12 protein-coding genes are annotated in these 12,776 nt (G+C 63.5%); 9 read left to right on the top strand and 3 right to left on the bottom strand.

The genetic code is table 11. The features are described 5' to 3' along the window. The first annotated feature begins 61 nt into the window (after positions 1 to 61). Complete coding sequence (locus VG320_RS26915; RefSeq protein WP_327203115.1) at positions 62 to 2,029, top strand: beta-galactosidase; 1,968 nt, start codon at positions 62 to 64, stop codon at positions 2,027 to 2,029. 79 nt (positions 2,030 to 2,108) lie between these two features. After that, the gene (locus VG320_RS26910) at positions 2,109 to 3,263 is read left to right on the top strand and encodes an arabinogalactan endo-1,4-beta-galactosidase (protein WP_327203114.1); all 1,155 of its coding nucleotides are present in this window, start codon (positions 2,109 to 2,111) and stop codon (positions 3,261 to 3,263) included. A 9-nt stretch (positions 3,264 to 3,272) separates the two neighbouring features. Here VG320_RS26910 and VG320_RS26905 read toward each other — a convergent pair whose 3' ends face one another. Continuing rightward, positions 3,273 to 3,935, bottom strand: coding sequence for a hypothetical protein (locus VG320_RS26905; RefSeq protein WP_327203113.1), 663 nt, complete (start codon positions 3,933 to 3,935; stop codon positions 3,273 to 3,275). Positions 3,936 to 4,121: 186 nt separating this feature from the next. After that, positions 4,122 to 4,523, bottom strand: a complete 402-nt coding sequence (locus VG320_RS26900) for a hypothetical protein (protein ID WP_327203112.1) — start codon at positions 4,521 to 4,523, stop codon at positions 4,122 to 4,124. Between the two features lie 471 nt (positions 4,524 to 4,994). Between VG320_RS26900 and VG320_RS26895 the strand changes: the two genes are divergently transcribed. The 3 genes from VG320_RS26895 to VG320_RS26885 all read left to right on the top strand — a co-directional run bounded on the left by VG320_RS26895 (position 4,995) and on the right by VG320_RS26885 (position 7,060). Then, on the top strand, positions 4,995 to 6,134 hold the full coding sequence (locus tag VG320_RS26895; RefSeq protein WP_327203111.1) for a porin: 1,140 nt from the start codon (positions 4,995 to 4,997) through the stop codon (positions 6,132 to 6,134). A gap of 299 nt (positions 6,135 to 6,433) precedes the next feature. After that, the gene (locus VG320_RS26890; RefSeq protein ID WP_414696127.1) at positions 6,434 to 6,652 is read left to right on the top strand and encodes a type II toxin-antitoxin system Phd/YefM family antitoxin; all 219 of its coding nucleotides are present in this window, start codon (positions 6,434 to 6,436) and stop codon (positions 6,650 to 6,652) included. A gap of 18 nt (positions 6,653 to 6,670) precedes the next feature. Next, entirely contained in the window at positions 6,671 to 7,060 is a 390-nt protein-coding gene (locus VG320_RS26885; protein ID WP_327203109.1) for a type II toxin-antitoxin system VapC family toxin, read from the top strand. A gap of 43 nt (positions 7,061 to 7,103) precedes the next feature. Here the strand turns inward: VG320_RS26885 and VG320_RS26880 are convergent, their stop codons facing one another. Beyond that, entirely contained in the window at positions 7,104 to 8,162 is a 1,059-nt protein-coding gene (locus tag VG320_RS26880; RefSeq protein ID WP_327203108.1) for a LacI family DNA-binding transcriptional regulator, read from the bottom strand. A 271-nt stretch (positions 8,163 to 8,433) separates the two neighbouring features. Here VG320_RS26880 and VG320_RS26875 point away from each other — a divergent pair, with 271 nt between their 5' ends. The 4 genes from VG320_RS26875 to VG320_RS26860 all read left to right on the top strand — a co-directional run bounded on the left by VG320_RS26875 (position 8,434) and on the right by VG320_RS26860 (position 12,730). Beyond that, positions 8,434 to 9,723: an extracellular solute-binding protein gene (locus tag VG320_RS26875; RefSeq protein ID WP_327203107.1), complete on the top strand. Its 1,290-nt coding sequence runs from the start codon at positions 8,434 to 8,436 to the stop codon at positions 9,721 to 9,723. Positions 9,724 to 9,787: 64 nt separating this feature from the next. Continuing rightward, positions 9,788 to 10,714: a sugar ABC transporter permease gene (locus VG320_RS26870; protein WP_327203106.1), complete on the top strand. Its 927-nt coding sequence runs from the start codon at positions 9,788 to 9,790 to the stop codon at positions 10,712 to 10,714. Positions 10,715 to 10,735: 21 nt separating this feature from the next. Then, positions 10,736 to 11,560 (top strand): carbohydrate ABC transporter permease, encoded by an 825-nt coding sequence (locus VG320_RS26865; RefSeq protein WP_327203105.1) that lies wholly within the window; start codon positions 10,736 to 10,738, stop codon positions 11,558 to 11,560. 39 nt (positions 11,561 to 11,599) lie between these two features. Further along, a complete protein-coding gene (locus VG320_RS26860) occupies positions 11,600 to 12,730 on the top strand; it encodes a sn-glycerol-3-phosphate ABC transporter ATP-binding protein UgpC (protein ID WP_327203104.1) in 1,131 nt (376 codons plus the stop codon). The last annotated feature ends 46 nt before the right edge of the window (positions 12,731 to 12,776 follow it).

The raw sequence follows: 12,776 nt of genomic DNA, 5'->3' as shown, positions 1-12,776 counted from the left end.
CCGAAGGTCCTTTTTTTCTACCGCCTGTTTTTTTTCGCTTATCTGAACCGGGTTTTCACTCATGCAAATCGGTGTCTGCTACTACCCCGAACAATGGCCGCGCGTGATGTGGGCCGACGACGCGCGCCGCATGGCCGAACTGGGCATCTCGCACGTTCGCATCGCCGAATTCGCCTGGAGCCGCATGGAGCCGCGCGCGGGCGAATACGACTGGACATGGCTCGACGAGGCGATCGAAACGCTCGCTGCGCAAGGCCTGAAACTCGTGCTTGGCACGCCCACGGCGTCGCCGCCGAAATGGCTGGTCGAACGCGATCCCGACATGCTGCCGGTGCGCGCGGACGGCACGCGCTGGAACTACGGCTCGCGGCGACACTACGATATCGCCAGCGAGAGATATCGTCAGGAATGCGTACGGATAACCGAGGCGATGGCGCAGCGCTACGGCCGGCATCCCGCCATTGTCGCCTGGCAGACCGACAACGAACTCGGCTGCCACGAGACCGTGCCCAGCTATTCTCCTGCGGCGCAGCGGCGCTTCCAGGCGTGGCTGCAACAGCGCTACGGCAGTATCGACGCGCTCAATAGCGCGTGGGGCAACGTGTTCTGGAGCATGGAGTACCCGAAGTTCGAATCGATCGGCCTGCCGGTGCTCACGCCTACCGACGCGAATCCCTCGCACCTGCTGGATTTCCGCCGCTATATGTCGGACGAAGTGGCGAGCTTTCATCGCGAGCAGGCCGATGTGCTGCGCCGTCACGCGCCGGGCGCAGACGTGCTGCACAACTTCATGGGCTTTTTCACGACCTTCGATCACTACCGCTTCGCCGCCGACAAGGCGATCGACGTCGCCACGTGGGACAGCTATCCGATCGCGCGCACCGAAGTGATCGGCCTGCCCGAAGCCGACAAGGCGCGCTATGCGCGCACGGCGCACCCCGATGTCTCCGCCTTCGACCACGATCGCTATCGCGCCATTGGCGCGGGCCGCTTCTGGGTGATGGAACAGCAGGCGGGCCCTGTGAACTGGGCGCCGTGGAATCCGGTGCCCGCGCCTGGCATGGTGCGTCTGTGGGCCTATGAGGCCTTCGCCCACGGCGCAGAACTGGTCTCGTACTTCCGCTGGCGCCAATGCCCCTATGCGCAGGAGCAGATGCATTCGGGCTTGAATCTGCCGAACAACGAACTGTCGCCGGGCGGCAAGGAAGTGGCGCGCGCGGCGCAGGAGATTGCGCAAAGCGAGGTGCTGCGCACGCTCGCGGCGCCCGCGCGTGCGCAAGTCGCGCTGGTATTCGACTATGAAACGCAATGGATGTTCGAGATCCAGCGCCACGGCGCGGCCTTCGATTATCAGACGCTGGCGTTCGACTATTACCGTGCGATGCGCGAACAGGGACTGGACGTGGATATCGTGTCGCGTCACGCGGATCTCTCTGTGTATCGCCTCGTGGTGGTGCCGTCGCTGGCCGTGATCGACGACGCTCTGGTCGATCAGATCGAGCGCAGCGACGCGCAATGGGTGTTTGGTCCGCGCAGCGGCTCCAAAACCAGCGACTTCGCGATCCCCGGTGCGTTGCCGCCCGGTCCGTTGCAGCGCGCGATACCGATGCAGGTGCTCGAAGTCGAGTCGCTGCGGCCCACGCTTGCGCCCGCATTGAGCGTAAGTGACGTGCCGGGCACGGCGCTGCACTGGCGCGAACACGTGCGCGCGAATGAAGGCACGGCCGTGCAAGCGAGCTTCACCGACGGCTGGCCCGCGCTGCTCGCGCATGGCCGCGTGCGTTATGTCGCCGCCTGGCTCACGCACGAACTGCATCGCACCGTACTGGCCGATGCGGCGCGCGCGGCGGGCCTCGCACTCCAGACCTTGCCCGAAGGGCTGCGTCTCGCGCGGCGCGGCGGCCTCACGTTCGCCTTCAACTTTGGCGATGCGCGTGCGGCGGCGCCAGCGCCCGCGAATGCGCAATTCGTGCTGGGCGAGGCGTCGCTTGACACCGGTGACGTGTGCGCGTGGCGCGATCCAGTTTGATTGCTAAAAAGAACGCTCAAGCGTAGCGGGCCGCGCCGTTGCGGGCCGCCTGATAACGATGAACGATGGAGGAGCACAGATGAAAAGAAGAGAGATGCTGTCCTGGCTGGCCTGCACCGCGCTCGCATCGGGTGCGGCTCCCACGTTTGCGGCATCGGCCTTGACAGGCGACGCAAGCGGCAGCGGCGAGCGCCTGGCGATGGGCGCGGACCTGTCGACGCTGCTGGAACTGGAAGCCAACGGCGCGCGCTTCTACGACCATGGCAAGGCCGACGACTGCCTGCGCATCTTCAAGCGGCATGGGCTGGACGCCATCCGCATCAAGGTCTGGAATGACCCTGGCAATCCTGATTATTTTCCGGCCAATCAAAGCCCCGCAGTTGGCTACAACAACGCGAAGCATGTACGTGTGCTGGCGCGCCGCGCAGCCGAACTCGGCCTGCGCGTGCTGATCGACTTCCACTACAGCGACTGGTGGGCCGATCCCGGCAAACAATATCCGCCGCACGCGTGGGCGGGCAAGGATCTCGCGCAGACCTGCGAGTTGCTGTCCGAATACACCTCGGGCGTGTTGCGCATGCTGCGTGAAGAGGGCGTGCGGCCCGAGTGGGTGCAGACCGGCAACGAAATCACCGGAGGCATGCTCTGGCCGCTAGGCAAATACGACCAGTGGGACAATCTTGCGACACTGCTCAAGACCGCGCACGACGCCGTGAAATCCGTCGATCCGCACATCAGGCACATGCTGCATATCGACAGCGGCGGCGACAACGCGAAGAGCCGCTGGTGGTTCGATAGCGCCGTGCAGCGCGGCGTGAACTTCGACCTGATCGGGCTTTCGTACTACCCGCAGTGGCAGGGCTCACTCGACGATCTGCAGAACAACGCCAACGATCTGGCCACGCGCTACGGCAAGGACATCATCGTCGTGGAGACCGCCTACCCGTGGACCACGAGCGACGGCGACTCCGAGCCCAACTCGATGACCAACACCGGCACGCTCAATTTCCCGCCTACGCCCGAAGGCCAGGCGCAGTTCTTCGCCGCGCTCACGAACGTCGTGAAGGGCATCCCGAACAGGCGCGGCAAAGGCGTCTTCTGGTGGGAACCCGAATGGATCCCCACGCCCAACGTCGGCTGGAAGGTGGGCGCGGGCGACCAGTGGGACAACAATACGCTGTTCGACTTCAAGGGCCACGCGCTTTCGTCGATCGACGTATTTAAAAAGCGCTAGACATCGCGCTCAGAAGCGATACGTGAGGGCGACCTGCGCCACCGGATACCAGTGGTAGCGGGTCACCTTTTCCGTGAACTTCTGCTCTTCGTCGAGGATGTTCTGGTCCGTGACGAATGGGTCGTACACCGACGGCACATCGTAGTCCACGCGCGGACGGCCATACGCCACGCCCAGATCGAACGACACGCCCAGACCCAGCGCCGGCTTCTTGTGCCCATAACCGATGCCGATATACGGCATCACATGCGGCAGCGTAACTTTGGCGGATGGAGCGGGGCCGAGCGCCGGCACGGTTTGACCGCCGATGTTGTAATTGCCCTGCGCATTCGGCGCCAGCTTTGCGCTCAGCGAGTCACCATTGAATAGTGCGCCAGCCGTGACCCGGAACGCGCTGGAAGCGAACGGAAACACGTCCAGATACGTGCCGCCTTGCGCAAGCGTGAGACGCCCGTCGTAACGGTTGTCGTCCACGGTGACGGTATGGCTCAGGCCGAAACCTTCGGCGTCGGCATGCACGCCAAAATGCGGGCTCAGATTGAGCGCGCCGCCCAGACCCGCGCCCAGCGTGCCGCCCGTGACATAGACTTCCTGCGCCTGAGCTTGCCCAATGACTGCGCTCGCCAGCAATGCGCCAAGCGCCAGATAGATCGGATAACTAATTGAATTCACTGCTCTCTCCCTGAAACCAGGAAGCGCTCGCTATAGGTATGGGCCTCCTGACGCCTATGACTTTACTTGCAGAGCAAACGAGTCAATTGGGCGAGATGCAGCCACTTCGCATGGCAAATCGAAATCTGAATGTAAAGATGGTTCGACCCCTTCAGTAAGAGGCCGACGGAGTTGGGCGTTAGAGCCTTAGTGAAAAGTCGCGCAAAGCCGGTCAATCGGCACGACGATCAACAGACAGGATGAGAAGGCGAGGCCCACCGTAAAAGCGACCGCAGCCGTTGCGCCGCACCACGCGATAAAGCGGGCAGGATCGCGCTTGCCGGGCACCTGTGTGGCGATGATCCGCCAGGCGCGGCCGGCAGCCACCGCAATCACCGCCGACGCCACCAGGGCGATCACCGACGCGCCAACGACGATCCGCTCGACCGCAGGCCAGCTCAGCGTGCCGTTGCGCTGGAAGTCGTCGCAGGCGTTCGAGATGAGCGTCACGCAGAGCGCCAGGTGCAGCAGCCAGATAAGCGGCACACCCGCGAGCCCGAGCCAGATCGGGGTGCGGCCGGGCTGCGGTAACCGGAGATCGTCATCCATGCCGGTTTGTCCTTTTCGCCTGACGTTTTCGATGGGCGCGTTGAATGTCATAGCATGCCGCCAGCAGATTACGTGCCCAGGGCGCCCGAACGCGTCTGCAACCGTCGCGTCGCGCGCACGCGACAGGTGCACCGTGCGTACTTGACCGACCGCCTGGACGGTTAGCGCGCTGACCACCAGCGCAATGCTTGCTCCGACGTCCGGTTTGCCTCCCACGATACACAGGTACGCGCTCGTCCCGCAGAACTGACCACTCCATGTGGTCATAACGTTAGCGTTAGCGTAATTCTTTAGTGGAAACAACGTTAGAGACGGGGCGCATTTTCCCTGGCGCGTAAAGGCGACGCAGCCTTAGAAGGCCTTCCTATAATCGGCTCCCGAAGTGCCGCTGGCATTTCAGGTTGCTGCGACGGCAAGCCCGGAGCAGCCGGGACGTGGTTTGGAGACAGACGAAAAAATATAGGATACCTGATGAAAAGGACGCTTATTGGCCTTGCCGTGCTGGCTACGGCCTCATCCGCCGCCCAGGCGCAAAGCCAGGTCACGCTGTATGGCCGCATCGACAACGGCATCCAGTATGAAACCGGCTTGCCGGGCAACAAGCACGCAGTCAGCGCGGAAAGCGGCGACTGGGGTTGTTCGTGGTTCGGGCTGGAGGGCGCGGAGGATATCGGCGGAGGTACCAAGGCCATCTTCAAGCTGGAAGGGCAGCTGAATACGCAGAACGGCCAGTCCGCGGGCGCGCTGTTCGGCCGTCATGCCATCGTCGGATTCGACAACGATCGCTACGGTACCTTCAAGATGGGCAACCTGGGTGCGGGCGAAATCTCGCAGGACAGCTGGGGCGCCGATCCGCAATTGATGCAGCGTTACGCGATCGCGACGCTGGTGCGCGGACGCAACTGGGCGAGCGCCGCCAACGGTTTCGAATACCAGACGCCGAGCTGGAGCGGCTTCCAGATGCGCGGCCAATACGCGCTCACCAACAACACCAAATGGAATGCCGCTTCCACGCCCACCGGCCAGGGCCGCACGGACGGCATCGAGGCGGTCTACTCGTACGGGCTGGGCGACTTCCGCGTGATCTATGACGAAGTGCGCGGCGCGGACGGTACCTTCAACGACGTCTACCAGCACTCGCGCTCGATCCTTGCGGGCGGCACGCTGGTGTTCGGTCCGGTCAAGTTCTACGCGGGCTACCAGCACCTGAGCGCACCCAACGCCACCAACGCAAGCGTGGGCGTAACCGACGCTTCGCAACCGGACGGCGTTTCCGCACCGACCGCCGTGGACCACGAATGGGTCGGCGCGGCGTGGCAGATCAACGCCGCCGCGGCCATCACGGCCGCGGTCTTCCACGCCAACGCCAACCATGGCAACGGCAACGCCACGCTCTACACGCTGGGCGGCACCTACAACCTGTCCAAGCGCACCTTCCTCTACACGGAAGCGGGCTACGTACACAACAGTTCGACGTCGAACATCAACCTGGGCAACGGTTCATACGGAAACAACGACTACGACCCGACCACGGGATCGTCGGCGAACGGCAACCCCAACTACGGTCAGGGCCAGTTCGGCGTATTCGCGGGCGTGATGCATCTGTTCTGATTCGGGCGGCACGGATGCAATAGTCCCTATGGACAGGCGCGGCCAGCATTGGCCCGCGCCGCGCCGGCGCGGTCGTTATCCTCCAACCCTGACGCGCCGGCTTCCTTTTTTCTCCTCGCTTCGCGCATGGGGAATACCCCTGCCCAGGCGCACTTGAAGCGCCTCGCGATCACATGCTATCTTGCGAACGTTAGCGATAACGCTCCAGGCGCGCGGCGTATCGTTGCGAATTTCCACGAAGTTCCCAAAACCATAATCAGGCGCGCCGGCAAGGTGGAGATCCTTCGATGGAAAAGCGCGTGTCCAAAGCGATGTTCAAGGCCAAAGCCTGTGAACTGTTCCGCCAGGTCGAATTGCTCGGCGAAAGCGTGGTGGTCACCGACCGCGGCGAGCCGACCATCGAGATCCGGCCTTATCGTGCGAAGCGCAAGAGTCCGCTCGAAGCGCTGCGCGCCTCCATCGTCCATTGCGATATCGAGGGAGAAGGCCAGCCTGCCACGTTGCCGCGCAACGAATAACGCACGGGACATACGGTCATGGTTGCTCTGGACACCTGCGCGCTGGTCTACTGGCTGCGCGGCGATCAGGCGTTGAGCGAGCGAGCGCGCGCCGCGATCGAAGCCGCACTGGACGACTCGGAAGTGCTGATTTCGGCCATCAGCGTGCTGGAGGTGGCGCAGTTCGTGGAGAACGGGCGGCTTGCCTTATCGATGGATACGCGCCGCTGGCTTGCCACGCTCGCCTCGCTGGAGGGCGTGCGCATGGTGCCCGTGGACACGGCCATCGCAGTGCGCGCCACCACCATGTCGCCGCAACTGCCGCCGCCCCAGCGCCTCATTGCCGCGACCGCGCGCACGCTAGGCGTCCCGCTCGTGACGCCCGATGCGCGCATGCGCGAACTCACGCATCTCGACATCATCTGGTAGAACGTGGATGCGCGCTTGACTTACGATTAATTCGGCATCCTGCCTAATTCTTTGCGTGCGCGCGGCCCTTGCGCGTGGCGGCGTGCTGCGCGTGTTCCGGCGCCTGCGCCGTGCTCTGGCGCACGACGAGTTCGGCGGGGAAGGTCGTGCGCTGCGCCACGGCGTCGTTGCCCGCGATCTGTGCGAGCAGGGCGTTCACGGCGGAACTCGACATCTGCTGGAACGGCTGACGCACGGTGGTCAGGGCGGGGTGAAACTGCTCGGCCATGGGGATATCGTCGAAGCCCACCACGGATACATCGTCGGGTACGCGCAGGCCCGCTTCGCGCACCGCTGCGATTGCGCCGAATGCGCTCTGGTCGTTGGCCGTGAAAATCGCCGTGGGCGGATCGGGTAGTTTGAGCAGGCCCGACGCCACTTCGAACGCCGTCATCTGCGAGAGATCGCCGCTCACGACCAGCGCCGGGTCGCGCGAGAGGCCGCGGCGCGCCAGCGTGTCGTTATACCCGCGTTGCCGGTCGCGTACGCCTTCGATCGCTTCGTCGCCGCCCAGGAAGGCGATGCGTGCGTGGCCCAGCGCGATCAGATGCTCGACCGCCATGCAGGCGCCGCCGTAGTTATCGACCGATACCGAAGGGAAGCGGTTGAGCGTGCCGCGCTGATCGACCACTACGACAGGCACGTGTGCGGCTGCAAGCGCGTCCAGGCACATGGTTTCGCGCGGCAGGATCACCAGCAGGCCGTCCGAAAACTGCCGCACCAGCTTGATGAGTTCCTGGTGCGAGTGGCTATCGTCAGAAACGGTGTACACCAGCACCTCACAGCCCGCCGCGCGCGCGGCGCGGCCCGCGCCCAGGATCAACTCGCTAGAGAATTGCGTGTCGAGCGTGGGCGTCATGATGCCGATGATGCCGTTGCGCCCGCCCGAGAGCTTTTGCGCGGTACGGTTGACGACGTAGCCGATGTCCGAGGCGATGCGCAGCACTTCATCGCGGGTTTCGCGCGAGACGCCGGGACGTCCGTTGAGCGCACGCGAGGCCGTCATCTGGGACACGCCGGCGAGCCGCGCGACATCCGCCAGCGTGGGATTTTGCTTGGTCATGCGACGAGCTTGTTATGAAGGTAGATGAAGCGCACCCAGGACGATTGCTGGTAACGCTATCGTTACAGTGGAAATCATTCTAGCAGAAGCCCATGCTTCCTCTCTGCGCCGCTGGCCACGTTGCTGCACGGGCGTTGTATGGATACCGCACTACGCCATTTCTTGCGGGTTAACACCGTCTGGTGAGCGAGCGGCGATCTTACTACCATGCCGTAACGTTAAGGCTAACGTTAAGCGATGATCGATAAAACCAGAAACCGGAGACATCGGAATGGCGTACACGGCGGTAACGAAGACGATTGGACGGGCGGCACTGTTAGCGGCGCTAGCCGCAGCGGGCGTGTTGACCACGGCGCAGGCGCAGGACGCGAAGATCATCACCACCTGGGACCAGCAGACCAATGCCACATCGAGCAAGATCCTGCGCGACGCGTCGGATCGCTTCGAGCAGAAGAACCCCGGTTACAAGGTTGAAAATTCGCACATCCTCAACGACGCCTATAAGACCAAGCTGAAGGTGGCCTTTGGCGCCGGCCAGCCGCCCTGTGTGTTCGAGTCCTGGGGAGGCGGCCCGCTCAACGAATACGTGAAGGCCGGGCAGATCGTCGATCTCACGCCTTATCTGCAGAAGGACGCCGCTTTCCGTGAGCGCTTCCTGCCCGCCTCGTGGAAAGCTGTGACCTTTGACGGCAAGACCTATGGTGTGGCCGCCGAAAACGCCTCGGCCGCCGTGATTTTCTACAACAAGGATCTCTTCAAGCAGTACGGCCTCACGCCGCCCGCCACGTGGGACCAGCTCATGCATGTAGTGCAGGTGCTGACCTCTCACGGCGTCGCGCCGTTCGCGCTCGCCAACAAGAACAAGTGGACCGGCTCGATGTACTACATGTACCTCGTCGATCGCATCGGCGGTCCGGACGTGGTGCGCGGCGCGGTGGAGGGCGGCGGCAAGGGTTTTGGCGATCCGGCTTTCGTAGAGGCGGGCAAGTACATTCAGGAACTCGTGAAAGCGGGCGCCTTCGCGCAGGGTTATAACGGCCTGGACTACGACGTGGGCGCTTCGCGACGCCTGCTGTACTCGGGCCGCGCGGCCATGGAACTGATGGGCGGCTGGGAGGCTTCGACCATCGCCAATGAGAATCCCGCTTTCTCGGCGAAGCTCGACTTTTTCCCGTTCCCGAGCGTGCCGGGCGGCAAGGGCGACCCCCGCGACGTGATTGGCACTGTGGGCGACGGCTTCCTGAGTATCTCGAGCGCATGCAAATACCCGGACGCCGCGTTCAAGCTGATCCAGTCGCTGACCGACGATGTCTCGATGCGTGCGCGCGTGGGCGACCGCAAGATTCCGCCGGTCAAGAACGTGGCGCTCGACGATCCGTTCCTCAAGCGCCTGCAAAGCCTGATCGTGCAGGCGCCGAACGTACAGCTCTGGTACGACCAGGCGCTGCCGCCGCGGCTGGGTGAACTGCACAAGGACACGACCCAGGCGTTGTTCGGTCTCTCCGTCACGCCACAGGCGGCGGCGCAGCAGATGCAGGACGCCGCGAAGGCAGGCGGTTGACGCTTCATTCGCCATCCTTATCGATGATAATCATGGCCCGCACCCGCAAGGGGCGGGCACACCCATGCCCGTGAACATCGCCCTTACCGCCGCTCCCGAACGCCGCTGGCGCCTGCTGCCAACCCAATGGCTCGTGGCAGCGGCCTTCCTCGCCCCTGCCGTGCTGCTGCTTGCCGTGTTCCTGCTTTATCCGCTCGTCTCCAGCCTGCGGCTTTCGTTGCTCGACTGGAACGGGCTGGGCAGCAACGCGCGCTTTGTCGGCCTCGCGAACTGGGTGAAGCTTGCCCACGACGCCGTGTTCTGGCAATCGCTCGCCAACAATGCGATCCTGGCCGCCGCGTCGGTGATCGTGGAGCTGCCGATCGCGCTCGCGCTGGCCGTGCTGCTTGACAAAGCCGGGCGTGGCTCGCGCCTGCTCAAGATCCTGTACTTCCTGCCGCTGCTGATGTCGAGCGTCGCCATTGGCGTGCTGTTCAAGAATATCTACGATCCGAACTTCGGCCCGCTCAATGCCGCGCTGCATGCCTTCGGACTCGACGGACTGGCGAAGGACTGGCTCGGCGATCCGCATTTTTCACTGGGCTCGACCATCGCGGTGATCTGCTGGCAGAACACGCCGTTCTACATGATCCTGTTTCTCGCGGGCCTGTCGTCGCTGCCCGCCGAGATCGTGGAAGCCGCGCGCCTCGACGGCGCTTCGGAATGGACCACGTTCTGGCGCATCAAGCTGCCTCATCTGCAGGGCACGATGCGCACCGCTGTGCTGCTCTCGATTCTCGGCTCGCTGCGCTATTTCGACCTCATCTATGTGATGACGGGAGGCGGTCCCGAGGGCGCATCCGAATTGATGGCCACCTATATGTACCGCACCGTGTTCAGTTCGTTCCAGATGGGTTACGGCAGCACCATTGGATCGGCGATGTTCCTCATCGTGTGCGCCGTGGCGGCCCTGTCGCTGCGCTTCACGCGCCGTTACGCCGAAGAGGTCTGAACGATGCGCACGCAACCTGTTATGCGAATGCGAAATATCCGCGTGGGCGTGCCGCTGCTGGCGCTGATCTGGCTCGCCGTCACGACTTTGCCCTTCCTGTTCGTGGTGGCGACGAGCCTGAAAACCCAGGATGAAACGTTTTCTTCGCCGGTGTGGGCGCTGCCTGCGCATCTGTATTTTGGCAACTACGCCGCTGTGCTCGAAGGCCAGTATTTCACGTACTTTCGCAACAGCGTATTCGTCGTGGGTGTCTCGGTCGTGCTAATCGTGATGGTTAGCGCGATGGCGGCCTATGCGTTCGCGCGCATGCGCTTCGCGCTCAACAAGCCGCTGTTCGGCCTGATCGTCGCGGGCATGATCGTGCCGCTACATGCCACGCTCGTGCCGATCTATCTGCTCACGCGCAATCTGGGCCTCTACGACACGCCGTTCGCGCTGATCGGCCCGTATGTCGCGCTGAGTCTACCGGTCTCGATCTTTATCCTCACGGGCTTCATGCGGCAGATTCCGCGCGAGCTTGAAGAAGCCGCACAACTCGACGGCTGTGGGCCGTTCAAGATCTTCTGGCGAGTGTTCTTTCCGCTTTCGGGGCCCGGCCTCGCGACCGTGGCGATCTATAACGGCATCGGCCTGTGGAACGAATTTATCTTTGCCTACATGCTCACCTCGACCTCGGAGCACCGCACGCTGCCGCTCGCGGTGTGGGATTTTCAGGGGCAATACTCGTCGAACGTGCCCGCGATGCTGGCCGTCGTTACGCTCACGTCACTGCCGCTGATCGTCGCCTATGCATTCGGTCAGGAGCGGGTGATCAAGGGGATGATGGCGGGCTCGCTGAAGGGCTAACTGGCTGAATCGAAGAGCAACTGGAACGGATCAAGACACATGGCAAGCATCACGCTCAACAACGTGCAGAAGGCTTACGCGAATGGCCAGGCGGTCATTCGCAACGCGCAGCTTGACGTCGGCAAGAATGAGTTCTGCGTGTTCCTCGGGCCGTCCGGTTGCGGCAAATCTACGCTGCTGCGCATGATCGCCGGCCTCGAATCGATCAACGAAGGCGAACTGCGTATCGACGGCCAGCGCATGAACGAAGTCGCGCCCGCGCAACGCCGCGTGGCGATGGTGTTCCAGAATTACGCGCTCTATCCGCATATGAGCGTGTACGAAAACATGGCATTCGGGCTGCGCCAGGCAAAGACGGCCAAGGCCGTGATCGATACGAAGGTGCGCCGCGCCGCCGCCGCACTGCAACTCGACGCGCTGCTGGAGCGTCGTCCCGCCGCGCTCTCGGGCGGCCAGCGGCAGCGCGTGGCGATTGGGCGCGCCATCGTGCGCGAGCCGGGCGTATTCCTGTTCGACGAGCCGCTGTCGAACCTCGATGCTTCGCTGCGGGTGCAGACGCGCACGGAAATCGCCCGGCTGCATCGCGAGTTCCGCGAGGCCAGCGTGGTGTATGTGACGCACGATCAGGTGGAGGCAATGGCGCTCGCGGACCGCATCGTCCTGTTGCAGGCCGGCAAGGATATGGAGCGCCACGGCAGCATCGCGCAGGCGGGCGCGCCGCTGGAGCTTTATCACCATCCGAAGAGCCGTTTCGTGGCCGGTTTCATCGGCTCGCCGACCATGAACTTCTTCGCGGCCACGGTGGCGCGTGCCCACGAGGGCGGCGTGGAGGTCGTGCTGGACAGCGGCGAGCGGCTGCTCGCACGCGTCGAGCCAGGACACGCGCGCGAGGGCATGAAAGTCACGCTGGGTATTCGCCCCGAGCATCTGCGCATTGCCGCCAGCACGCGCACGGAACAGGCGCTTGCGTGCCGCGTACGCCTGGTGGAGTGCATGGGCGAGCATAGCTACGTGCATCTCGCCCAGACCCATGGCGCAGGCGGTACGCTGATCGCCAAGCTGCCGGGCGACAGCCGCCTCAACGATGACGAGATCGTCCAGATCGCCTTACCCGCCGAGTCCTGCCATCTATTCGACGATCGCGACATGGCCTTGCGTCGCCTGAACTAAGCCGCACGCGATTCATATCACGCGCGAGCGCTGCATCTTTTTAATT

The sequence above is a fragment of the Paraburkholderia sp. genome (assembly GCF_035948235.1).
GTDB lineage: Bacteria > Pseudomonadota > Gammaproteobacteria > Burkholderiales > Burkholderiaceae > Paraburkholderia.
The sequence above is the reverse complement of the archived record's forward strand: the minus strand, read 5'-3'. Positions and strand labels throughout refer to the sequence as shown.

What these genes read in the sequence shown, in the direction of transcription:
- VG320_RS26885 (WP_327203109.1), top strand. Translation starts at nt 6,671, where the DNA reads ATGGTTGCTCTGGACACCTGCGCGCTGGTCTACTGGCTGCGCGGCGAT.
- VG320_RS26875 (WP_327203107.1), top strand. Translation starts at nt 8,434, where the DNA reads ATGGCGTACACGGCGGTAACGAAGACGATTGGACGGGCGGCACTGTTA.
- VG320_RS26915 (WP_327203115.1), top strand. Translation starts at nt 62, where the DNA reads ATGCAAATCGGTGTCTGCTACTACCCCGAACAATGGCCGCGCGTGATG.
- VG320_RS26880 (WP_327203108.1), bottom strand. Translation starts at nt 8,162, where the DNA reads ATGACCAAGCAAAATCCCACGCTGGCGGATGTCGCGCGGCTCGCCGGC.
- VG320_RS26895 (WP_327203111.1), top strand. Translation starts at nt 4,995, where the DNA reads ATGAAAAGGACGCTTATTGGCCTTGCCGTGCTGGCTACGGCCTCATCC.
- VG320_RS26910 (WP_327203114.1), top strand. Translation starts at nt 2,109, where the DNA reads ATGAAAAGAAGAGAGATGCTGTCCTGGCTGGCCTGCACCGCGCTCGCA.
- VG320_RS26860 (WP_327203104.1), top strand. Translation starts at nt 11,600, where the DNA reads ATGGCAAGCATCACGCTCAACAACGTGCAGAAGGCTTACGCGAATGGC.
- VG320_RS26870 (WP_327203106.1), top strand. Translation starts at nt 9,788, where the DNA reads ATGCCCGTGAACATCGCCCTTACCGCCGCTCCCGAACGCCGCTGGCGC.
- VG320_RS26900 (WP_327203112.1), bottom strand. Translation starts at nt 4,523, where the DNA reads ATGGATGACGATCTCCGGTTACCGCAGCCCGGCCGCACCCCGATCTGG.
- VG320_RS26865 (WP_327203105.1), top strand. Translation starts at nt 10,736, where the DNA reads ATGCGAATGCGAAATATCCGCGTGGGCGTGCCGCTGCTGGCGCTGATC.